Origin of the sequence: Bacillus sp. OTU2372, assembly GCF_038440275.1 — a bacterium.
Lineage (GTDB): Bacteria > Bacillota > Bacilli > Bacillales > Cytobacillaceae > Neobacillus > Neobacillus bataviensis_B.
The window spans coordinates 1-23,605 of record NZ_JASATK010000004.1 but is presented as its reverse complement, the minus strand read 5'-3'; the positions used below and the strand labels follow the sequence as shown (position 1 = coordinate 23,605).

22 protein-coding genes and 1 pseudogene are annotated in these 23,605 nt (G+C 35.3%); 15 read left to right on the top strand and 8 right to left on the bottom strand.

All coding sequences use genetic code 11. The annotated features are described in order from the left end of the window. Positions 1-195: 195 nt before the first annotated feature. From AAHB15_RS09435 to AAHB15_RS09425, 3 genes are all read left to right on the top strand, one after another. The gene (locus AAHB15_RS09435) at positions 196-1,518 is read left to right on the top strand and encodes an MFS transporter (protein ID WP_335574061.1); all 1,323 of its coding nucleotides are present in this window, start codon (positions 196-198) and stop codon (positions 1,516-1,518) included. A gap of 393 nt (positions 1,519-1,911) precedes the next feature. Then, positions 1,912-2,334, top strand: coding sequence for a hypothetical protein (locus AAHB15_RS09430; RefSeq protein ID WP_335574060.1), 423 nt, complete (start codon positions 1,912-1,914; stop codon positions 2,332-2,334). Between the two features lie 388 nt (positions 2,335-2,722). After that, on the top strand, positions 2,723-3,490 hold the full coding sequence (locus AAHB15_RS09425; protein WP_342042267.1) for a YhfC family intramembrane metalloprotease: 768 nt from the start codon (positions 2,723-2,725) through the stop codon (positions 3,488-3,490). Between the two features lie 183 nt (positions 3,491-3,673). Here the strand turns inward: AAHB15_RS09425 and AAHB15_RS09420 are convergent, their stop codons facing one another. Further along, the gene (locus AAHB15_RS09420) at positions 3,674-4,114 is read right to left on the bottom strand and encodes a cell wall hydrolase (protein ID WP_098533467.1); all 441 of its coding nucleotides are present in this window, start codon (positions 4,112-4,114) and stop codon (positions 3,674-3,676) included. 217 nt (positions 4,115-4,331) lie between these two features. Here AAHB15_RS09420 and AAHB15_RS09415 point away from each other — a divergent pair, with 217 nt between their 5' ends. Then, positions 4,332-4,652 carry a ribonuclease E inhibitor RraB gene (locus tag AAHB15_RS09415; protein WP_335574058.1) on the top strand — a complete coding sequence of 107 codons (321 nt, stop codon included), beginning with the start codon at positions 4,332-4,334 and terminating at the stop codon, positions 4,650-4,652. 169 nt (positions 4,653-4,821) lie between these two features. On the opposite strand, the gene AAHB15_RS09410 is transcribed toward AAHB15_RS09415, so the two are convergent. Next, the gene (locus AAHB15_RS09410) at positions 4,822-5,064 is read right to left on the bottom strand and encodes a glutaredoxin family protein (RefSeq protein ID WP_144561885.1); all 243 of its coding nucleotides are present in this window, start codon (positions 5,062-5,064) and stop codon (positions 4,822-4,824) included. Positions 5,065-5,708: 644 nt separating this feature from the next. On the opposite strand from AAHB15_RS09410, the gene helD reads away from it, so the two are divergent. From helD to AAHB15_RS09375, 7 genes are all read left to right on the top strand, one after another. Continuing rightward, positions 5,709-8,018: an RNA polymerase recycling motor HelD gene (helD, locus tag AAHB15_RS09405; protein WP_335574511.1), complete on the top strand. Its 2,310-nt coding sequence runs from the start codon at positions 5,709-5,711 to the stop codon at positions 8,016-8,018. 69 nt (positions 8,019-8,087) lie between these two features. Continuing rightward, positions 8,088-8,960 carry a LysR family transcriptional regulator gene (locus AAHB15_RS09400; RefSeq protein ID WP_335574512.1) on the top strand — a complete coding sequence of 291 codons (873 nt, stop codon included), beginning with the start codon at positions 8,088-8,090 and terminating at the stop codon, positions 8,958-8,960. A 149-nt stretch (positions 8,961-9,109) separates the two neighbouring features. Beyond that, a complete protein-coding gene (locus AAHB15_RS09395; protein ID WP_335574513.1) occupies positions 9,110-9,439 on the top strand; it encodes a hypothetical protein in 330 nt (109 codons plus the stop codon). A gap of 79 nt (positions 9,440-9,518) precedes the next feature. Then, the gene (locus AAHB15_RS09390; protein WP_335574514.1) at positions 9,519-10,445 is read left to right on the top strand and encodes an AEC family transporter; all 927 of its coding nucleotides are present in this window, start codon (positions 9,519-9,521) and stop codon (positions 10,443-10,445) included. Positions 10,446-10,582: 137 nt separating this feature from the next. Further along, positions 10,583-11,542: an aldolase catalytic domain-containing protein gene (locus tag AAHB15_RS09385; RefSeq protein WP_335574515.1), complete on the top strand. Its 960-nt coding sequence runs from the start codon at positions 10,583-10,585 to the stop codon at positions 11,540-11,542. Between the two features lie 134 nt (positions 11,543-11,676). Further along, the gene (locus tag AAHB15_RS09380; protein ID WP_335574516.1) at positions 11,677-12,102 is read left to right on the top strand and encodes a MaoC family dehydratase; all 426 of its coding nucleotides are present in this window, start codon (positions 11,677-11,679) and stop codon (positions 12,100-12,102) included. 178 nt (positions 12,103-12,280) lie between these two features. After that, entirely contained in the window at positions 12,281-12,421 is a 141-nt protein-coding gene (locus AAHB15_RS09375) for a hypothetical protein (RefSeq protein ID WP_186446312.1), read from the top strand. Between the two features lie 430 nt (positions 12,422-12,851). Here the strand turns inward: AAHB15_RS09375 and AAHB15_RS09370 are convergent, their stop codons facing one another. Beyond that, positions 12,852-13,724 (bottom strand): DMT family transporter, encoded by an 873-nt coding sequence (locus tag AAHB15_RS09370; protein ID WP_335574517.1) that lies wholly within the window; start codon positions 13,722-13,724, stop codon positions 12,852-12,854. 438 nt (positions 13,725-14,162) lie between these two features. Between AAHB15_RS09370 and AAHB15_RS30165 the strand changes: the two genes are divergently transcribed. Beyond that, on the top strand, positions 14,163-14,348 hold the full coding sequence (locus AAHB15_RS30165) for a DUF3231 family protein (protein ID WP_446715854.1): 186 nt from the start codon (positions 14,163-14,165) through the stop codon (positions 14,346-14,348). 246 nt (positions 14,349-14,594) lie between these two features. On the opposite strand, the gene pdxR is transcribed toward AAHB15_RS30165, so the two are convergent. After that, entirely contained in the window at positions 14,595-16,046 is a 1,452-nt protein-coding gene (gene pdxR / locus AAHB15_RS09365; RefSeq protein ID WP_342042266.1) for a MocR-like pyridoxine biosynthesis transcription factor PdxR, read from the bottom strand. A gap of 133 nt (positions 16,047-16,179) precedes the next feature. Between pdxR and AAHB15_RS09360 the strand changes: the two genes are divergently transcribed. After that, complete coding sequence (locus AAHB15_RS09360) at positions 16,180-16,797, top strand: LysE/ArgO family amino acid transporter (protein ID WP_335574519.1); 618 nt, start codon at positions 16,180-16,182, stop codon at positions 16,795-16,797. A 156-nt stretch (positions 16,798-16,953) separates the two neighbouring features. On the opposite strand, the pseudogene AAHB15_RS30160 reads toward AAHB15_RS09360, so the two are convergent. Continuing rightward, a pseudogene (locus AAHB15_RS30160) lies at positions 16,954-17,244 on the bottom strand (hypothetical protein); the annotation flags it as partial. Positions 17,245-18,745: 1,501 nt separating this feature from the next. Then, complete coding sequence (locus tag AAHB15_RS09350; protein ID WP_335574520.1) at positions 18,746-19,408, bottom strand: hypothetical protein; 663 nt, start codon at positions 19,406-19,408, stop codon at positions 18,746-18,748. A 172-nt stretch (positions 19,409-19,580) separates the two neighbouring features. On the opposite strand from AAHB15_RS09350, the gene AAHB15_RS09345 reads away from it, so the two are divergent. Then, positions 19,581-20,009, top strand: coding sequence for a hypothetical protein (locus tag AAHB15_RS09345; RefSeq protein ID WP_342042265.1), 429 nt, complete (start codon positions 19,581-19,583; stop codon positions 20,007-20,009). Positions 20,010-20,410: 401 nt separating this feature from the next. On the opposite strand, the gene AAHB15_RS09340 is transcribed toward AAHB15_RS09345, so the two are convergent. Together AAHB15_RS09340 and AAHB15_RS09335 are read right to left on the bottom strand one after the other, a co-directional pair. Then, the gene (locus AAHB15_RS09340; RefSeq protein WP_335574522.1) at positions 20,411-20,806 is read right to left on the bottom strand and encodes a DUF3224 domain-containing protein; all 396 of its coding nucleotides are present in this window, start codon (positions 20,804-20,806) and stop codon (positions 20,411-20,413) included. Positions 20,807-21,414: 608 nt separating this feature from the next. Then, the gene (locus AAHB15_RS09335; RefSeq protein WP_335574523.1) at positions 21,415-21,912 is read right to left on the bottom strand and encodes a YhcN/YlaJ family sporulation lipoprotein; all 498 of its coding nucleotides are present in this window, start codon (positions 21,910-21,912) and stop codon (positions 21,415-21,417) included. Between the two features lie 438 nt (positions 21,913-22,350). Between AAHB15_RS09335 and AAHB15_RS09330 the strand changes: the two genes are divergently transcribed. Further along, on the top strand, positions 22,351-23,577 hold the full coding sequence (locus AAHB15_RS09330) for a phospholipase D-like domain-containing protein (protein ID WP_335574524.1): 1,227 nt from the start codon (positions 22,351-22,353) through the stop codon (positions 23,575-23,577). Positions 23,578-23,605: the final 28 nt, after the last annotated feature.

Sequence of the window (23,605 nt, the reverse complement as noted above, 5' to 3'; positions counted from 1 at the left end):
CGGCATTAAGTTAAAAAGGTTCATATATTAATCTTGCGATCGTGTTTAATTGAGAAAATTGTAAGACTCAGAATTTTTTCCTCTTTAGACTTTACACGATGGCTATCTATCATTTGATTAACCAAGGAATGCCTGAAATTGTTATAATATTCTTAATTTCACTTGGAAGCGATTTCGATAATTGGAGGTTTTGAAATGAGAGAAATAAATCAAAAAAGAACTAAAGTTCGATGGAAGATTGCCATCTTCATGTGGGCAGCCATAGCCATTAATTATTTGGACCGTACAGTCCTATCTGCCACCACTCCGTCTATAATGAAGGAATTTGGAATAAATGCTGCTGAAATGGGAATAGTCATGTCTGCTTTCTTTTGGACCTATGCGTTGTTTCAAATTCCTGCAGGCTGGCTGGCTGATAAAGTGGGACAGCGGTTCTCACTTGCTTTAAGCGTCGCCTGGTGGTCCATTGCAACGGCATTGACAGCTGTTAGCCAAGGAATGAAATCCCTCATCATATTTCGTTCCTTATTGGGAATGGGTGAGGCAGGAGCATATCCAAGTAATGCCGGTGTGACTGCAAAATGGTTCCCTGATAAAGAACGTACAAGAGTGTCTGCTATTTTCGACAGCGGTTCTAAAGTGGGTACGGCAATAGCCATGCCGTTTGTTGTTTGGTTAATGACTGCTTTTGGATGGAAAGTTCCGTTTATAGTATCTGGTCTGTTAGGATTAATTTGGGTAGCCGTTTGGTGGGCCTATTATCGTGATCCGGAAAAGCATTTGTATGTAAACAAAGAAGAATTAACCTATATTCGTGATGGTCAGGTAAAAAAGGAAGGTCTTGCTAAAGAGCAGCCGATGAAATGGTATCAACTTCTTAAATACCGTAATATTTTAGCAATGTGTGTTGGGTTTTTCATGTTAAACTATGCCATTTATTTCTTTATCACTTGGTTCCCGACCTATCTTGTACAAGAACGAGGCTTCCAATTGATGAAAATGGGTTGGGTATCCATGATTCCTCCACTTTTTGGTCTAGTTGCTGAACTTTTAGCGGGCTGGTTTTCCGACCGTCTTTACGCTAAAGGATATTCCTTAACCTTTGTTCGTAAATTGAACCTGGGTGGAGGAATGTTGTTGGCAACCTCGATTGCTTTTGCGGGGCTGGTTAATTCAGCTGTTCTTTCTATCTCTTTACTATCGATTTCCTATGCGGGTTTAACTACTGCTGCTTGTGCTATTTGGTCACTTCCTGGAGACGTAGCCCCTGTAAATATGACTTCAGTTGTTGGAGGACTTCAAAACTGTGTGTCAAATATGGGTGGCATTTTGGGTCCGATTGTAACCGGTTTTATAATTTCTGCTACCCACTCATTTACCCCTGCACTTATAGTGTCAGGAACTGCTACCTTAATCGGCGCCTTAACCTATCTCTTTTGGCTTGGCAAAGTTGAACCTATTGTTCCTAAAACAAGCAGTAATCTAGGAAAAATAGATAACCATTCTATAAACATTTAAGAATCATATAAGCTTATTAAAAGTTGAAAATAGAGGTTTTCATGTCCACGAATACTTAAAAATAACATGAGCGGACCGAAAGGGCACAAGAACTAATCTTATACTAATCCACTTAATGAGCTGCTCAAACTGCTGGGCAGCTTCTCTTTTTATGAATGTGTTAAATATTATTGTTGATTTTTAACATGTTGATTGAAAGCGGAAGGGTGACAAATTTTTCAGCCCAAAAGGTTCTGAAGGTATATGGAAAAACATCGTTCTGGTACAAATACAATGGTAAAAAGATTAATCACAATTTATGGGTAAATACACATTTTGAAGAGAACAAGTTTATAGGTTAATAACTAAAGAATAGGATAATGGGAGATTAAATAGTAAAGGAGTGCAATTTTTATGTATCCTAGCCATGTACCGCTATATTATAACAATCCTGTTAGTCAGGACGCTTATTTATATTCGTTACCATACCAAGAAATCGATTATTACTATTCAACACTTGATGGAAGACAATTTGGCGTGCAACAACCTCCGTCTGCACCTCCAGGTCAAGATCTGGAGCCTGGACCACCAACATCACCACCGCCCTCTATAGTTCCTCAACAGACGCATCAAGCTGGAACGTATGCGGTAGACCCAGGCAGTATGATAAGTTGTTTACACAGATACACGTATGTATGGCTTAGAGGTCGTGAACAATTCTGGTTTTATCCAACATTTATTGGTCGACACTCTGTCTCAGGGTATCGCTGGACTGGTTCTAGATGGGTCCATTACGGAATAAGCTTAAGACAAATTCAATCTTTTACTTGCGTTTAATAAGAAAAAATTTTATAAATATCCAAATCAGTAGTGTTCCTTAATAAATTTAAAACCAATGCAATAGAATGAACACTATTTCATTCCTTATAACGGAAAGAGCTGCCACTTGGACAGCTCTTTCCCAATGATGTTACTCTTTTAAAACACGCTTGGCACCAACATATCGATCATTCCAATATTTTAACGTTAACGATTGAATCGAAACCCGATCCCCCACAAATGAAATATCTTCTTCATTTGTATAGATAAATTAGGTTTTTCGTAGACTTTAAGAATTTATATAAAAATAGAAATTATATATTGACAGTTATTGGCAAATAAAATATTATCATTATTGATAATGATAAAATTTAAGGGGAAGGCTTTCATAAGGGGGGAGGATAGAATGGTTAGTACGGCAAAGATTATTTCGATGTTTGTGCCAATTGTGTTTTCGTTAGTGTTATTTATTGGGTTGATTTTGTATTTTCGTAAGAAAACAGATATCGCGGTTAAGCCGTTAATTGCAGGTGCGATTGGATTTGTAGTAATGACACAGGTTTTGGAAAAAGCGCTCCATCTTGCGGTCATTACGGCTTTTCCCAATTATGCGGACCACCCTTGGACTTTTGGGCTATATGGTGGATTGGCAGCGGGCTTATTTGAAGAGCTTGGCCGCTTTCTTTTATTCACTTGGCTGTTAAAAAAATTCCATGACTACAAAGGCGGAATTTCTTTTGGAATCGGTTGGGGCGGCATAGAGGCAGTTCTACTGATGTTAACAATGATGGTGCCAAACATCATGTTTGCGTTTATGATAAATGGAGGTACATTAGAAAAGACTTTAGCAGGACAAATGCCAGCTGATCAGGTAGCAGCTATTAAAGATACCGTGTTAAACAATGGTGTCTCCTTTTATTTATTAGCCTGTGTCGAACGGTTCTTCGCAGTATTCATGCAGATCGCCTTTAGTTTATGGGTATTGATTGCGGTAGTAAAAAAGAAATTTGTTTACGTTATTTATGTCATTCTTATTCATGCAGCAATTGATTTCCCGCTCGTATTCGTACAGACCGGCCATTTTTCAAATTTATGGGTTGTGGAATTATATATAGCGATTGTGGGGATGATTTCGTTTTGGTTGATTAAGAAGGGGAGAGTTTTGTTACCTTAACTATTGAGGGAGCTCTACGCCGAAGTGTGCTCTACCTGTCAATGTGCAGAAAATTAAATTAAAGATAGTGCACTAGATTTACTTATGAGGGAGCGTATTACCGCTCCATCATAAGTAAATCTTTTTTTGTAAAGGCTGATTTAGCATAGTTTGTTTCTCTCTTTACCACACTAACTTGAAACCCTAACCGCTATAAACACTATCACATGTTCCAGCTTTTGGTTCATAATAACAATGGTTTTTAAATTGACCAGATTGTGGTTGACCGTACCATGTAGGAGGGCATGGAGCATGTGGATTAAAATACCAAAGGGCATATTTCCCTGGGTGTTGTCTCCAATAATCCAAATTCTGTTTGGCTAATCTTCTTTCAGAAGTTCTCGCTCTTTGATAAAATATATTTCCTTTTTGAACAGCCTCAAAGGAAAAATTTCCTCCTTGTACTTGATAAATAACTTGGTTAACGCTTCTTAAACCTTTAAAGTCTAAACAATTTGCTACAAGACGATTAACAATGACGTTTCCAACATATAACATTCCCAGTTTTCCTTCACCTTCAGCTTCTGCTCGCATCATCCTCGCCATTAGGGCAACGTCTGAAGTTCGATAATTCGCTCTTGGCATAGTTTCACCTCCAAAATATAGTATGAAAAAAAGCCTACATTGATGTAGAATTTTTTAAATAAAATCACATTTCACCTACGTCCAAGACTTTTCAGTGTTACTGTTCGCAATCAAAAATCCCTTCTCTTTTTGAACAAAAAATTTTATATTAGTCTTTATGAACTAAGTGAATTATAATGACAACTATGACATTTTCTATAACAGGGAGGAAAAACGAATGAAATTTCCAAATGATGCGGATGGAGAGGCTTTACAAAGTCTATATAAAGATGGAGTAAATTTTAAAAAACAGCAATCTGTCGAATTTTTTGTAGCCGTGCCTGATCAAGTAACAGGTGAAAAATTATCGGTAGTACTTAGAGAAGAAGGATTCAATTGTTTCTTAGAGCAAGACGACGAAACGGATGAGTGGGCATGTTGTTGCTCTAAAAGAATGCTATTAAATTATAATGAATTAGTTAATATACAGAAGAAATTAAATAACTTAAGTAAACCACATGGTGGATATTCCGATGGTTGGGGTGTTTTTGTAGACTAATTAAGGGACTCAAAAGGATATGATTATAATTGATCCTCAAGTTCATCAACTAAAATACACATTCATAACCACCGTTAAGCCTTAAAACTGGAATTTTATTTATAACGCTAGAGGTTTCTTTAAAAGGGGCAATGATGATCTTCATCACTGCCTATTTGTGTTATTAAAATTATATCCCTAATATTCCAGCCAATTTTGTTTGATCAAATCCGAGGATAACTTCCTCACGATCTTCGTATTTAATAATGGTCGCTGGTGTAGCAGCAGCACCTAGTTCAATAAGTTCATAGAGATATTGATCGTTTTTACGTACGTCTCTTTCTTCAAACTCAATCCCATTTTCTTTAAACCATAGTTTTTCCGCATGGCATGGCGGGCACGTTTCCTGAGTATAAATAATCACTTTTCTCATTTCACTACCTCCTCTTCCTTAAGTTCATTGTACAATGAAATTTGTTTCCATACCATGAGTACGATTCATGTGGCCGGCATTAACGGATTAAACGTGGATTTCCCTCTAACTCGATCGTTTAGGAAGGAATAATTCGAGCTAACGTAAAATATTTATATAAGAAACAAATGGATGTTAGTACATTTTAGAGTCCCTGTAACTGTTCTAGAAGGGAGCAAATATTTTGAATCGAAATAAAAATGTACAGTTAACCATTTTCTTGCTTTTTTGCTTATTAATCATTCTTATTGTTCATGCCATACTTCATATAAGAATTTACTTTGTATACACGACGAGTCTTGGTCCTATTTTCTTAATAGGATTGATTATTTTCCTAATTGCTTTATTATATTATAAAGGCTAAAACTCGAATGGAATAATAGCGCTTTGAATGGCAGCTTCTATAAATATTCCCATGATGTGAAAAAAATCATTGGTTCCTATTTCACCCATAAACAACAAATAGTTTGTATTATCATGTATCAAATGGTAAAATATAGCTCCATTATGAATGAAAGCATCTACAAAAAATTGTAGATGTTTCTTTTTGTTGCATCCTTTGCCATTGGAAAAAACCTTCCTACTTGAGAGGTGACGGATAAAGAATGAGCCAGAAAAAACAAAAATCAGTGCGAGAACATAAAGATTATCAATCGGAAGTTGAGCGTTTAGAGTTTACAAAGGAATATATTAAAAGTGTTTTGGAAATGTCAAAAGGCAATAAAGAACAGATTGTTGAGAACTTGAAAGAGGCTTTTGCTGAACTTGATACTTCAGATAGCAGTTTAAGTTACATGACCCTGCTCACCAATGCTCAATATTTAGAATTGGCCGAAAGTGAATTGGAAAGATTAGCGAGCGTGATTGGGAAACCGTACTTTTCTAGAATTAATTTTACCAGCTCCGGTGACAGCAAAGAAGAGATTCTGTATATCGGGAAAGCGTCATTGTTTGACCGAGTGAATCAAACGCCTATTATTGTCGATTGGCGCTCTCCAATTGCAAATGTTTACTATGATGGTCGCCTAGGAGATGTATCCTATGACGCCTATGGAGAAATGCAAAGTGGTTATTTATCGTTAAAGAGACAGTATGAAATCGAGAATGGAATATTAAAAGAGATTAGAGATATCGATTTAACCACACACGATGAACTACTCCAGAAATCCTTATCAGGAAAAGCAGACAATCGCTTAACCGAAATTGTCGCGACCATCCAAAATGAGCAAAATGAAGTAATCAGAGCCTCTCTTAAACACCCCATTATCGTACAAGGAGCTGCTGGAAGTGGTAAAACAACGATTGCACTCCATCGAATTTCTTATTTTCTTTACTCTTCTGGATATCGATTTCCTCCAGAAAAATTAATGATTCTTGCACCAAATAAATTATTTATCGATTATATTTCTGCCGTTCTCCCTGATTTAGGGGTAAATAAGATTAACCAAACTACTTATATTGAATTTATGAGAAATTGTTTAGGGAAGAAAATAAAATTGTTATCTCCTAATTCCAAATTAATGATGCTGATTAACAGTAACGAAAAATCAAAAAGGATCCAATGGGTGTCTAGTTATAAAGGATCTCTGGAATTTAAGGGGATAATCGATCGCTATTTGAAAGAGATTGAATTAAATTTGGCACCTTCCGAGGATTTTATTATTGAAAAATCCCGTTTAATGAGAGGGGATAAACTCAAAAGGTTATTTTTAAAAGAATTTAAATACTTACCGATCTATAAAAGACTGGATAAAATAAAAAATTTATTAGCAAATGATTTAAGACTAAAAAAGTCCATCATCCTGACTAAAATTAACAGTAAATATGACGATGCTCTAGAAAAGGCCCTTTACAGCACCAGGCTGGATGCAGAAAAAAGAAGGGAAAAAGTAGTCAGCATCATGGATTCAAAAGAATTAAGAATAAAGGCAGTAGAGCAAGAGTCGAAAGTTGCTGTGAAAAATTATATGGATTCCTTTGTTGAAAAAGATATTTTTAGCTTATACAAGGGACTAATGACTTCGCCTGAACGATTACAAAAATATTCAACGTCGATTTCAGAGATTGAATGCAAGAAATTAACTAACTATTGTCAAAAGGTTTTTGCTAAAAATGCGCTAGAACTTGAGGATTTAGCACCATTATTTTATATGAAAGCAAAACTCGAAGGTATCGAAGAACACTATAAAATGAAGAGTATATTTATTGATGAAGCCCAGGACTATAGCTATTTCCAATTTGCAGCACTAAAAGAAGGTTTTGAAACAGATTTGTTTACAATCGTCGGAGATTTGGCCCAAGGGATTCATTTTTACCGGGGGTTAAATAGCTGGGCACCATTAGTTAAGGAAATTTTCCCAAATGCTAATTATCAAGCGTTACAAAAGAGTTATCGAACGACGGTCGAGATTATGCATTTAGCAAATGACATACTTTCGATTATGGATAAAGACTTGCCAAAGGTTGAACCAGTCATTCGACATGGAGACAAACCTCGTTATACAAATATTGATCCAGCCAATCTGCAACAAGTAAAAGAAATACTTGAACACGATATCCAATTATTAAAAGAGGAAGAACTTAACTCCATTGCGATTATTGGAAGGACCGACAAAGAGTGCCTACGAATTCATAAAATGCTGGAAAATAGTAAACTGCCTGTTCAGCTATTAGAAGAAAAAGAAGATATGAAAAAGGGATGTATAGTAATCTTACCCTCTTACCTTTCAAAAGGGCTAGAATTTGATGCTGTACTGATTCTGAACCTGGATGAATCGTACAGTGATGAAGAGTTAGACATCAAATTGTTGTACGTAGCCATGACAAGGCCGATGCATCGATTGTTTTTATACGCGAGTGCGCCATCGGAATTATTATTAAATAGGGTGAACTCCAAGAATTTTGAAAATAAATGAATAAATAAAGTGCCAGGCACCATCCAAATATAAGGAAGTGCCTGGAGTAGATTATGGGGGATAAAGAAAATGGATGAACAGGACTGGATCATCTTAAAGGTGCTATACGAGAAGAAGAATATCACGAAAACCGCTGAGAGTTTATATATATCCCAACCATCATTAACGAAAAAAATTCAACAAATGGAGAAGGAATATCAAGTAGAAATGGTCATACGGGGTACAAAAGGAGTTCACTTTACACCACAAGGAGAATATCTAGCTCAATGTGCAGATGAAATGCTGAATCGTCTCCAACAGATTAAAGATACAGTACTTAATATGGGTGAAGAAGTTAGCGGAACCTTACGCTTAGGGGTTTCTAATTACATAACACGGCACAAGCTGCCACAGCTTTTAAAGCTTTTTCGTGAACAATTCCCAAAAGTAAATTATAAAGTTACAACGGGATGGAGTAGGGATGTGTTTAATCTCGTTTATTATGGGGATGCTCATATTGGGATAGTCCGTGGAGACTATCAGTGGCCAGATTCAAAAATACTACTCTTTGAAGAAAATCTCTGTGTAACTTCATTAGGAAAAATTGAACTTCATGATTTGCCTTCTCTGCCGAGAATTGAATATGAGACAGATGCATTACTAAAGACCATGATTGATAATTGGTGGAGTGGGGAATTTTCTCAGCCACCTTTTATTGGCATGGAAGTGGATAAAGCCGATACATGCAAAGAAATGGTATTGAACGGATTGGGATACGGAATACTTCCTGGTGTTCTTGTTCAAGAGCATCAAAACCTTAATCGCATCATTCTAAAAGATAAAAAAGGGAATCCAATAGTAAGAAGGACATGGATGTTGTATTATGAAAAATCTCTTGAGACCAAAGTAATTAAAGAGTTTGTAGAATTTGTGAAAAAATTAGATTTTAAATCTACTATTTAAGAAAGCGTGGGCAAATGCTCAGGCTTTTTTTTACTTGGTATGAAGCAGGGAATGTTGTCATTCCTTTTTTGAATGACTATCAATAATTTATTTGTATTTCAAGTGTTTGGATATTGTTTTTAAAATGAAATGGAGGAGGAGGAAAGTAATTGGAGGACAATTCAAAGAAACTAATTACATATTTAATGGAGCAGGAAGGGAAAGACTTCGATGCTCTTATAAAGGATGAGATCGAAGGGATCGTTGGATTTAGTTTTATGACCTACATTAAAAGGGCAAAAATTCATATTCAAGCCGGGAGAATAACAGTTAGCGAACCTAAAACAGGAAAATACTTTTGCTTACCAGTCTTCGGCATTAAACAGATCTACGACGAAACCTGTGGAGAGTATGATAGGACATTAACAATTAAATATATCAATGACTATTGCATCTTCATACAAATATTTGAGCCTTCATGGATAGAAAAAGGCGGATAAAGCGTAATAAGAGTTCTAATACATCACAATCACAAGGAACACATAGCAATTTGATTCTTAAAAAAGGGAGGATTATTTTATGGGCGTTTTATTTCATATTATGTTAAATGTTATTTTACCAATATTTGTTCTTATTGGTGCTGGTATATTTCTTCACAGACAATATAAATTAGACATGCACACCTTATCTAAATTAAATTCATATTTACTAATGCCTGCTGTGAGTTTTACCAATGTATATCAGAGTAAAATAAAAGCAGATACACTCCTTGAGATTCTTAGTTTCCTTGTAATACAAGGTCTTTGTTTAATGATAGTCAGCACTGGATTATCTAAAATGGCGAAATTTGAGAGCAGTCTTTCATCTACCTTTAAAAACAGTGTTGTACTAAGCAATTCGGGGAACTTTGGATTACCTGTCAGTCAGGTGGTATTTCAGAATAATCCTCTTGGTTTATCAATCCAAGTTGTGGTCATGGTTTTTCAAAATCTCTTAACTTATACATATGGATTATTTAATTCTGTTTCTGTTGATAAAGCAAAATTCCAAGCGATAAAAGCATTCTTGAAGAATCCTGTCATCTACGCTTTTGGAGTTGGGGTTTTTCTCCATGCCGTTTCAATAAGAATTCCTGAATACATATGGACACCTATAAAAAATACTTCAAACGCATTTGTAGCGATAGCACTTGTTACACTTGGTGCACAAAGTGCTTTTTTAAAAATAAGTCGTTTTTCGCTGCCCTTAGTTTTAAGTCTAATTGGAAGGCTAATTCTTTCGCCCTGTATTGCGTTCATCATCATACTAGCATTGAAGCTGGATGGTACAATAGCACAGTCATTGTTTATTGCGAGCTCTTTTCCAACTTCAAGAAATAGTTCGTTGTTTGCACTAGAATATGGAAATCATCCAGAATATGCAGCACAAGTTGTTTTATTGTCTACTGTATTCAGTATGATGACAGTAACCACAGTTATTTTTTCTGCTCATATGTTATTTTCTTAACTTTTTATTAAAAGGTTATGTACATTTTAAATGTTCACTATTTTAAAAAGATTGACACTTTTAATCGAAACGTGATATAAGCATTAATAATAACAAATAATATGACGAATGAGCATACAACAGGGGGAGTTGCAATTATGGTACATAGCAGCAAAATATTAGACTGTACGATCCGTGATGGAGGGTTAGTCAACAATTGGGATTTCAGTGTCGAATTTGTTCAGGACCTTTATAACGGACTAAGTGAAGCCGGTGTGGAATATATGGAAATTGGCTACAAAAATTCCGCTAAGCTTCTTAACGCAACCGAGCCGAATCCATGGAGATTTCTAGATGATCATTTCCTAAAAGAAATCATTCCTGAGAAAAAGTTTACGAAGCTATCTGCTCTTGTAGATATTGGTCGTGTGGATCCAAATGATATCCTGCCCCGTGAGCAAAGCGTATTGGATATGATCCGGGTCGCATGCTATATTCGTGAAGTAGATAAAGGTTTAGAACTTGTACAAATGTTTCATGATTTGGGTTATGAGACTTCACTCAACATCATGGCTTTATCCAGCGTGCCTGAACATCAGTTGATTGAAGCAATGGAAATGGTGAAAGAAAGTCCTGTAGATGTTGTTTATATCGTCGACTCCTTTGGAAGCTTGGACCCAGCCGGTATTGCGCATCAAGTAAAAAAATTCCAGTCATTGCTCCCTAATAAACAACTGGGTATTCATACACATAATAATATGCAGTTAGCATTCGCTAATACATTGACTGCGTACCAAAATGGAGTAACCTTCCTAGATTCATCTGTTTATGGCATGGGGCGTGCGGCAGGTAACTGTAACACAGAGCTTCTCGTTAGCTATATTCAAAAAACAAGCTATGAACTAAGGCCGGTACTTGGCATAATCGAAAAGCACATGGTAGAGATGAGACAGAAGTGGGAGTGGGGCTATATCATTCCTTACATGATTTCTGGAGTGCTTAATGAACATCCGCGTGTCGCAATGGCTTATCGTAATAGTGACGAACGAGACAAATTCGTGGACTTTTATGACAAGGTAACAACGCCTGAAGCTACTTTAGCGACGGTTACGAAGTAGATTATATTAATTTCATAATTGGTTTTTTACAGCCGCCTACGGGCGGTTATTTTTTTTGAAATTTTCAACTTGATGAGTAGGTGTTGTTACTCTAATATAAACAAGTACAAAGATTTGAAATTAGAGGTGTATTAATGAAGTTAGATGAATTTACAATTGGACAGGTGTTCACAACTAAGTCATTCAAATTAACAAAAGAGGATATTATGGGGTTTGCAGGGGAATTTGACCCTCAGTATATGCATTTGGATGAGGAAAAAGCAAATCAGGGAAGGTTTAATGGAATTATTGCTTCTGGTATACATACGTTAGCCATTTCATTTAAGCTTTGGGTTGAACAAGGCATCTATGGTGATGATGTTATTGCGGGAACGCGGATGAATAATATAAAGTTCATAAAGCCCGTTTATCCTGATGATGAATTACACACCGTTGTTGAGGTTATTGGGAAGAAAGCAAAAGAAAATGAAACGGGAATCCTTACTGTTTTGTTATCAACATTCAATGTTAAAAAAGAAAAAGTTTTTGAAGGTGATTTATCTGTATTGATAAAGCGATAATGCCTGTGAGTTTATGTGAAGAAGCAATTGAAGATTTAACGAATATTAAAATGAATTTTAAATGAATTTGAAAGAATAATAAAAAAGATGAATTTTATTTGGATTTTCTAGAGCGAAACCCATCTAATGGTTTAACTGCTAACATACTAATGATATATTATAATCCGGAGGGGAAATCATGAACAAAACAGAAGAATTGAAACAGGAATTGAAACAGGAATTGCAAGTCTTAAGTAGTCGACGTGAACGGATGCAGAAGAATCTTTATGAGGTAGAAAAACGCATTAATGAGATTGTTAAAGAATTGAAAAAACAATAAAAATGAGAGATTGTGAAAAATTGTACGACTATTGAGTGCTTTAACGTAATAACCATAATAAAAGTGAAGGGACTTGGAGTATATCTAAGTTCTTTTTTGTGACTAAATCAAGAATGTATGTTCTATAATGAAATAGATAATAATAAAGAGGTGATAAGTTATGGAGTTTAACCTGGAAGTACATTTAAATATTGATGAAACTGGCTATTAGCTAGAGGAAGATTTTCAGCAAGGAAAAGAGAAGAAATGTCAAACGTTGCCCACCAGTAAATAAAAAGCATAAAAAATCGTAAATGGTACAGAAGACATAACAGAGGAAGTAAAAAAAATAGAAAATAGTCCGATTCCACCTATGGATGATATTTTTTGGTAAGAGTTGACTACAAATGAAAACCCCTTCAGTTAGGATTGAAGGGGATTTTAAATACGATTATTTCTCTTTGATCACGAATAAAACGCCTGTTAGAATTAGGATTGAGCCTAACCAAAACGTTACACCTATGTTCTCTCCTAAAATAAACCACCCAAGTAATGTTCCAACCACGGGTTGAAAGAAGAAAAATATTCCTCCACTTGAAGCGTTAAGCATTTGTAATCCACGATTCCAAAGCAGAAATCCACCTGCTGTTGAGACAATACCCAAATACAAGATTCCTCCCCAAATGGTTGGGTGAGTCAGTTGAGAGATATTAATTTCATGTAACCGTGGTAAAACAAAAGGAGTCAACACGATTAAGGCTACCAAGATGGAATAGGTGGTTACCACAATTTGCGAATAATTACTTGGCAAACGCTTAACAAGTACTGACATGAGTGCCCATGTTAAAGCTGCGATAAGTAGTGCAATACCTCCAAGGGTACTGGACATGTTCACGTCACCAATTCCAACAATCAGAAGTACTCCAATTGTCGCTAACAAAACGGAGATTACCTTTTTTAATGTCAACCGTTCTTTAAGGATTAACCGAGCAAAAATAACCATAAATGCTGGTGTTGAAGAAGTTATTATGGCTCCCATTTGTGCTGTAGAAAGCATAGTACCAGTTTCCTGAGCAACAATTGAAATGGCATTACCAATGATCCCAATCGCTATGATTATTAATAAATAACGTTTTTTGATTCGCCATTTTTGCCTAGTTATGAAGCCGATAACGAGAAGTGTGACGATAGCCACTATATATCGCAGCCACACAAGTTCTAGTGGAGGTATGACCGATACTACTACTTTTACAACAACGTACATACCGCCCCAAATACTTGAGGCTAAAATTAAATATAAAGAACCTAATAAGGTGTTTTTCATTTATTTGTACCCTCCGTCATTTGTTTAGGTCGAGAATACCCCTAACGGAGAGATGTAGTCACCTTCACGCCATTAGGAGCAGAAGCGTGCTACAGGTACATCATTTTCAAATAATGGAGTCCAATACATTTTAATTCACCTCTAGTCCTTTCTAAATACAATTCTCTATTTTTTAATTATAGCAACAGTATTCAGTCTGTGTCTTATGAAATTATTATAAGTAGATTGTGAAGAAGTGTACTTTAAAGAAAAGGGTATGAAATACATAACTTTTACAGCTTTGTAAATGATACCAAATAGAATAGTTTTGGAGGGAACATATTACATGCTCGAATCTATAAATGATGAAACTCCACATCACGTAAGATTAACTGCCCCCGAAATTGCAAACATTTGGTCACAGTATCAGAATGACTCAATGGCAATATGCATGTATAAATATATAGTATTGTAGAGGATGTATCTTTTCGTCCAATATTAGAATGTTCATTAAGATTAGCTGAGGGACACAATACGATAATAAGGGATTTTCTTATTCAAGAAAAATTTCCTATTCCCCATGGTTTTACTGAAGATGATGTGGATTTATCGGCTCCTCGCTTATATTCAGATGAATTTTTTTAAAGGTATACCTACATAATGAGTAGCAATGGTTTGGATGAATATGCGGCTGCATTAACAAATATGCGAAGGGACATACGAAATTATTTTGTCAAATGCCAGAATGATCAATGGAACTTTTCAATAAATCATTAGATTTATTATTGGAGTTAAAGCTTCAGCTGCCATTTTGGCGGCTTATTTTTATTGAGCTAACGGGTCATGTTAGTTTAACAAGGAATCGTGAAATAAGGGCTTCAAATGAATCCCTTATTTGGCTATTGTTTTTACAATTTTTGATAAGCGTTTAAGACCATCCTCTATCTGTGGAAGAGGAGCGAATGAATAGGAAATTCGTAGATATTGTTCAGCTTGATGATGATAAACATTTCCTGGATTCAGTAATATTCCTTCTGTAAGCGCAATTTCAAATAATTTTCTCATAGAGAGTGACGGTAACAAACGCAACCAAATATAAAATCCTCCAGACGGTTTTTCCCAAACTGCAATATCAGAAAAATAACTGTTCAAAGTTTCTAAAGTAAAATCTCTTCGAGTTTTCAGTTGTTTTCTTACTTCATTAAGATGTTTATTATATAGTCCACTGGAAAACCATTCTACTGCTGCCCATTGTGATATAGAACTGGACCCATAATCAGTCTGCATTTTAATATCAGCTAAGTGCTCAACTACTGGTTCTGGACCCACAATCCAGCCAATACGAAGTCCAGGACTTAAAGATTTAGATAAACTTCCCAAATAAAGTACAAGTCCATGTTTATCCAAAGCCTTAATTGGTTTTGGCGGATTTTCATCAAACCATAATTCTCGGTAAACATCATCTTCAATCAAAGGAAGTTGTTCTTGTTGACAAGTATCTAGCAATAGTTTACGTCTTTCCACAGTCATTAAAGTCCCGGTTGGATTATGAAATGAAGGAATGGTATAGAGTAAAGCAGCTTTTTGTTGTTTTTTATATTGTTGAATAAGATTGGCTTGAATTCCTTCTTTATCCAAAGGGATGCCCATTAAACGCATACCTGCTGACTGAAAGACATTTAATGAATGAAGATACGATGGCTTTTCTGTTAATACGGTAGAACCCTTATGCAATAAACCCACACTTATTAGCTGAAGGGCTTGTAATGCACCTGATACAATTAAAATGGAAGAAGGAAAAGCAGGAATCCCAATTGTCTTTAAATAATCTGCTATTTGTTCTCTTAAGGGCAGCAACCCCTTTGGTTCTTCATAGCCATAAGAAATTTCTCTATTCGACAATTGATGGAAAATTTCTTTCATTGATAAACTAGGAATTAGATTTGGCGATAATTCTCCAGTTCCTAAACGAATGATGTTCGGGGTAAATTCAGCTTGATTTATTTCTTGAATCGTTGGCAAGTTTGGCTTGTGAGATCCGAAATTTACATATGAATTCCAATCAGGGGGAGGGGGAGTAGCTAACAGATTCCATGTATTGTTTACTACTCTTGTTCCACTGCCGCTTTTTCCCTCAATAAGTCCTTCGGCTATTAATTCGTCATATGCAGTTACAATTGTACTTCTATTTACTCCTAAAACTTTTGCTAAAGCACGTTGGGGAGGAAGCTTATATCCTATCGTCCACTCTCCATTGGATATTTTTTCTTTAATAAAATCAGTTATTTGTTTATGTAAAGGTACTGGCGATGATTTATTTGGTTTCCAATCGATTTTAAACATCAAAATAGCTCCTTTTTGTATTTATTATATTACTTGGTTGGTTTGGATTCCATCCAATTGGTTGGAGACAAAAACAAAATTTCGAAATAAAATAGGACCCGTTGAATAATAAACAAGAAAGGGCGAAATTAGAATGTTAGAACCACTTTTTCATGGATTTATTCTTGCACTAGGACTGATTCTTCCTCTTGGTGTCCAAAATGTATTTGTTTTTAATCAAGGGGTGCTACAGCATCGTTTTGTTAATGCATTACCAGTCATCATTACAGCTTCTTTGTGTGATACCCTTTTAATCCTGATATCTGTTTTAGGTGTTTCATTTCTTATTTTAGGTTCATTTTGGATAAAAATGATTTTAATTGGGGCAGGTTGTATTTTTTTAATCTATATGGGATGGACCACATGGAATAGTAAGCCAAGTAATGAAAGAGAAGTACGTGGGAATAAATTTTCTTTAAAGAAACAAGTATTTTTTGCAGCATCTGTTTCCTTACTGAACCCTCATGCCATCATGGACACTGTAGGTGTAATTGGTACAAGTTCATTAAGGTACCAAGGGGAAGATAAAGTTATCTTTGCTCTTGCTTGTATTTTGGTTTCATGGATTTGGTTTTTTGGACTTTCACTGATTGGGAGAATAAGTAGAAAGGTTGATAAATCTGGAAACTTTTTGTTGATATTAAATAAAATATCAGCTCTTGTAATGTGGGGGGCAGCAGTCTATCTTTTGTTAACTTTATTGAGTGAATAGACCAAGTTAATCGGGTTATTGAGAAGATTGTGAAGAGATGTACTTAAGCTAAACCAGCTGATAGTTTGTCAACATTTTTCACTAAAAAACTTAAATTACCCATGTTATACTAAAATGCGCAATTTACTGGATCAACTCCAGCGATTGCGACTAGCTTTTTAGACCAATACCAGGGATAGATTGGATAATCTTATATTCTTCAATTTCCTTAGCGAGAGTATCTATCTCTGTCTCTAACTTTGATAGATGCTCTTTATATTGAAGAAGCATATCAATATACATACTCATGCTTCATAAATGACTTTTTTACAAAGTTTCTTGAAATGGATTTCGAGCTGCCGCACTAAAACTTTTACGATAAGGTTTTCCTTTATCTAAAAATCCTTGAACTTCACTTTCCCTTTTTGATACATTCAGTCCAACGACTCGATTCTTTCCAAATTCCTTCTCTAAATAATTAGATTGCCGGTTACTCCTAATTCCTCTTGTAGTATTATAGCTTCGCTTGATATGCGAGATCCGTAGCCCCAACCAGCCTCAAACATGTTTCTACAAGTAGGGGGTGAACGGTTTAGCTGACGGGATCAATGCCCCACGGGTGCTTACGTTCTACCCCGGCTACATGGTTATAATAAGACCATATAAAATAAGATCACCCCAGAAATATCTGCTAACCAAATAATACGAACGGATGCTTGAATTCAAAAGGGTATAGTGAATGTATAATTATTTAAAGTATAGAATAAATATTCATAGTATGTTAATATAATAATAGTTTAGATTCTTCGGAGTTTAGACCTCCTAAAATGGACTTAGCCTAGACCACTAAGTTCAACATTGACCTTTGATTTAGATCAAAGGTATTTTTTGTTTGGATATAGTTATAAATTGGTCACTCATTCTACATAATTATTGATTTAAATTGGATAATAGTTTTGTGAAATTTTGCACTTCAACTAACCTGGCAGGTTAGTTGTGCGAAATGTTTCTAGCTTAAATGGAGGATGGTCACATTTCTCTGGTAAAGGCTAGACAGTTCTTGTCGGAAGTGAAGGATTATATCAAAGAATCAAATGATGGGGGAACGCCCTGAAGGGTTCTCTCTTAGCCGAATAGCACTGGATTTAGTAAGAATGATAGTTGTTATAAGCTCGGCGAAAAGGCGTGAGAATTTACCGTAACAGGTTAAGCTGACGAACTTCTGAATGTACAGGTCTATACCTGCGATACATAGAAATGTGTATATCACCAAATTGTGAGGTTAGTTAGATGTGGGTGAGTAAAAATAACTAATATGAAAATCCATGATACGTTACAGGCGTATGAATGCTAACAGGCTTACAGGAAGCACCTAAGTTCATTCATAATAGATATAATTCAACGTTGTAAGCTGATAACGTGGAAAGCTTACTCCCGCAGAAGCGTTGGCAAGGAAAGCAATAATGACATTAGTTATTGTATAACTTGTCTTTATGTCAGTGAAAGTGGTGGCATAGTACCAATGAAAGGTCTAATCAACCTGGAGGGATAGCCACTAGTCTAATGAAGAATCATTTAATCATGCAAGGCAAATCTTTATCGGTTAATAAGGTTCTTTGAGACTAATAGAGGTTCACCTCCTACGGGAGGTACCGACTTATTAAAACGGAAGAATTGAGACACTGAAGGTGCTACGATTTCTGAAGTGTTGATGATTAAATCGAATCGGATTAGTTGGAACGCCGTATGAGGTGAAAGTCTCATGTACGGTGTGAACGGGGGGGAAGGGGAGCGATAACTTCAAACCCTTACCTATCTGTATGAAGAAGTAAATGTATTTGGAAACTAATAAGTTCTGTTTATGGAAATATTATTTTTATGTAAATAAGCCAAAAATATATAAAGGTGAATAAAATCTTGTATATTTTCAACTTATTAAAAATATTCGATTTGGTGCTAAAGTACAAGTTTACCGTTCACATCTGAACTTGAACTTAGGCTCTGTTTGAATATAATATGCATTTCTTACCTCTGCACTCCAGTTTGCAAAGGCTTCTCTCCATTCAATAGTGCTAAAGAATTCATCAACAGATTGATTTTCAGAATCCCAAATTATAAATGTGTTGATTGGGGCAATTCCTCCTGCCCAAATTCCATTATTTTCGTCAGTATTATCTTCCCTTACTAATAATAAGGGTAGACCAAATTGAAAAGCCATTGAAGGTTCTACTTGTGAATAAACTGACCCTTCCCAGAACGGAGTAGTTGATGGGGGTTGGCCTACATTGGTGTTAACTATATCAACGAAAAAACGACGAAAATTCATTGCCAACATTCCATAGCTTGATGAAACCAACCGACGAATATCAGTTAAAATGATTTCGGGATAACTTTCGCTTAAAGGTAATGTACGTGGAAAAAGCAAAGCATTTTCGATCTCTAAAATTAGACGGTTTAGAAACTGATTTTGTTTGTCATTTAAATGAGTTGTCGTACTTAAAAATATGGGAATACGATAGGCACGCTCAATACATTCTTGGTGTCCCGATGATTGATATACTTTTTCTTCCTTTAAAATTTCATTTTTAGAATTTCTTGAGGAATCTGTGCGTAAATCTCCTTTATATTTCATCACTTCTCATCTCCTTTTTTAATTAGTCTATGGAAAATGATTAAGTGAGATTGGACATACAACCTGATTTCTAAAATTAGGATTTTAAAAAAACTAAATGCTCAAACGGGAGTTTAGTGTAAGAAGGTACCTTTTTGGACTAAACTTGTTTATGAGGGTCAGAGGCGATTAAATGAAGAACAATTATCCACGACAAGGACTAAGAATAAGATGCGAACAAGGTGTTCATCCAGAAGTTAGAAGGGCTTGTTTAGAATTTGCAAAGTGGATAAGGAAAGAATTTGATTTTCCCATTCGGGTTGTTTTTTATCTAAAAAAAGATTATCAAATTAAAAGTCAGGCTAATAAAGAATTAGTATCGGGTACATTTTTTGGTCCTTTTGACAAAAATGAAGAACCATATATAAGAATAGCTACTGGTGACTATTTAGAATTATTGAATAAGAATGGAAAAGAAAATGCACTTTGGGCTACTCTTGGTACATTTGCCCACGAATTGGGCCACTATTATCAATGGATTGATGACTTAGAACTTGATGATGAAGAGGCAGAAGAAGGGGCAGAAAATAATAAGGAGTATATGCTTGATTTATATTCTTAGACAAGAGACCATCCGTAAGTAATTTAAGACTTTGTTATTCAGCTAACGGGCGTGATTGCTTAATAAGAGCAGTCGCTTCTTGTGCTAACTGGCAGCATTAGTTGGAATAAGCAAACCCATTATTATAAAAAAATTAGAACCTTTTGACATATTAATCGTAATAGTTAACAGGGGGGAATTGTATGGTCGGAATAGGAACTTGGATACCGTTGGTGTATCTATTGGAGTAAGTGTAATAGTTATTTATTTCATTTTTTATAGCAATTAAAAGGTAAAATAAACGGGATTGCTAAGCCAATCCTGTTTTTATTATTGCATTAACGGTGCAGAATAGATGAAAAAGCTCGCTCGACGAAAAAGACATTCCTGGTAGTACAGGGATGCCCTTTTTTACTGTTTTGTTAGAATTTAAAGTCTAGAATCATCTTACTAGTTTGACCTGTAAACTTATAATTATAGGACCCTTTCAAGTTTTCTAAGTCACCGGTAGCTTTGATGATTGTTGCTGGAGAATCTAGATTTCCTTTATCAAATATTCCTTGCTCTATAGCTGTAAATGTCCCCAGTTTTCCCTTGTAAGTTCCTTCAAAATACAGAAATCCAGAAATTTTAGAAGTGGCTAAATGACCATCTTCTATATTTGAATCTATATAATATAATAAATATTCAACAAAAGCTTTTCCTTGTAGTTCACCCTTAATATCGTACTCGACATGGGCAATATTAATAGGGAATTCTTTTCTAGTGTCATCTACTGGCTTTTCATCCCATTTGCTTACTGTAAATGTTACCTCCATATGTAAATCTCCCTTCAATATAAATAGTATCTCACCTCTAGTATATATCCAAAAAGTACCATCATCAATAAATGGATAGGAGCGTTTTTTTTTTATTTGTTGTTTACTACTTTGTGAAATATTACACTTAAATTAACGGGTGCAAGAGTTTAACAATGAGTTGCTGCGGCAGCTCATTTTCATTTTTTTGTGCTAATGTGGCAGCTATTTCAAACAAGAAGACAGTAAAATGGGACACTCATGCTCATTGTCCTATGAACATTAGTACAATGAGGTGTTGTCACTATACCGAAAATAAAATAACAACATTCAAATAGGCAAATATCTATTCCTCTTTAAAAAAGGACACATACACTATTTTTGAAACAATTTGAGGAAGAGATATAAAATGGAAAGACAATTCTTTGGAAACGGTATGAGTTATGGAGGTTATCCTGGTTATGGTGGCTGCTGTTAGAGATGGTTCATGCTAGACTCTTTAAATAAATATTAGTTTATTTTGCACATGACATTATTTTAAAAATGAATGTGAAATTAATAGTGGACAATCAATCCTAAACCACCATAAAAAAATGCTTAGCATATTGCCAAGCATTTTTTTATTCACCTTATTTGGCTTTAGGGAATACTCTACGAATTGTTTCAGTAAACTCATTAAAGAAACCTGAGATGGGTCTACCATTACGAATATCAGAGGCATATGTGGTCATCCGATCATAAAAGTCAGGGTTTTCCGATACGTAAACGTTATCAATATCTCGATCAGTGGATTTCACTCTTTGTGAAATCTTATGTTCAATACTATAAGTACCCTTATTTCGGGATGTAGGTTTGAGCTTTACGGCTACATATGCATTATTTTCTGTAACAATGACATTTGCCGTGTCCACTTCTTTCAGATCGGCTACTTTTTTAGCTGCATCATCAGCTACTCTCATTCTAGATCTATTATCGTAATCATTATTGTCTCTGTCGTTGGTGATGTTGTTTCTTGTCACATTTTGGTCACGATTTACAACATCATTTTTATTTACGTTATTTCTGGCACACCCTGTTAAATCAAGGCTAAATATAAGGAAAGCAATTAAGATTAGGCTTTTTTTCATTGTGTATTCCCTCCGTGTATTTAGTTAAGCTCTCCATTTCCTTAAAAGATTATTCATATGATGGTTTAGTTCTTTAATTACTTTATTTACTTTGGATTGGTGGATAAGAACCCTTGTAATGCTTTCAGTTATAAATACTTCTGATTCCAGCTTCCCCCTCCCATTCTTAATAAGTGAACGAATACAAACTTATTATTTATTATTTAATACTTTATTCTTTTTATACTTATTACTCGGTTAAGGTGAGTTCATTTTTTAAGAGAACTGAAGAGGGGAAAAAGGGATCGTGAAGAAATATACTTAAAGTAACGTGGTGGAAGAGTTTAAGATCAGTGGCTGCTTCGGCAGCTTTTTTTGCTTGTTCCACTACCGGGATAGTTTTGTCCCGATAACAAAAACTAACAAAATGAAAACGATAATATATAAAGGAGATTAAATATGCTGAAAAAGATAGAGAAAATTCTTAAAGTACTCCTATTTGTATTTATCGGCGTATGTTTTGTTTTGCTTGTTTGGGATAAAATTGAAAGATCAGCAGCCGAAAAACGGGGGGGATTTGACCAGCAGCCCATCCAATACCCGATTCGTCAAAGTAATATTACTATGTATACAAACGGGAAACAGTTAAACAATCAATTATTTTCAGATATAAAGAAAGCAAAATATTACGTGCATATCAACTTTTTCTCTATTGCCGATGATAAAGTAAGTCATCAGTTTCTAGATTTATTGAGGCAAAAAAGCCAGGAAGGTGTAGAAGTATATTATGCAGTGGACAGGCTAGGTGGAATTTTACTAAAGCAAAAGGAAAGAGAATTATTAGTTAAAGAAGGAGTGCATTTTACGTATTACAATAAGCCTGCTTTCCCTTATCTTTTTTCTTCTTTAGAACATCGGAATCATCGCCGTATTTCAGTAATTGATGGAAGGATTGGGTACATTGGCGGATTTAACATCGGCAGGAAGTATTTGGGGGAAAAAGTAAAACTCGGTCACTGGAGAGATTATCACCTTCGAATACAAGGAGAAGGAGTTCAAGATCTAAAACATCAATTTGTGTTAGACTGGAAGAAAAACACAGAGCAACCGATTCCGATACATAGCGCGACAAAGGTAAAGGGAGCAACCTCACATCGATTTATTGCATATTACAGTGGAGAAAAACTTGAGCAAGATTATGCAATGCTGTTTCAACAAGCAAAAGAGTCCATCATTATAGTAACACCTTATTTTATACCAAAAGACAGAACTATTTGGAACGCATTAGTGGATGCAAGAAAAAGAGGAGTTCGTGTCAAAATTCTCTTCTCACCTCATTCGGATGCACTGTTAGTTAAAGAAGCAGCGTATCCATATATCCGAAACGCATTAAAACAGGGTATAGAAGTCTACGGTTATAAAAAGGGAGTGTTACACGGTAAAGTATTCTTGATCGATGAAAACGTATTGATGGTTGGGACCGTGAATTTTGATTCGCGCTCGTTTCATTTAAATGAAGAAATGAACTGTTATATCCATGACCCTGTCTATATTTCAAAAATAAAGCCAGTCATCAATGAAGACTTCCAAAATTCAAAGCTAGTAACATCCTTTGACGTCAATCATTTATCTATAAAAGAGAAAATGAAAGAAAAGTTTGCAAAAATGATTGACTATTATTTGTAAAAACTAAGTATTTTTTATATCTTGTTCA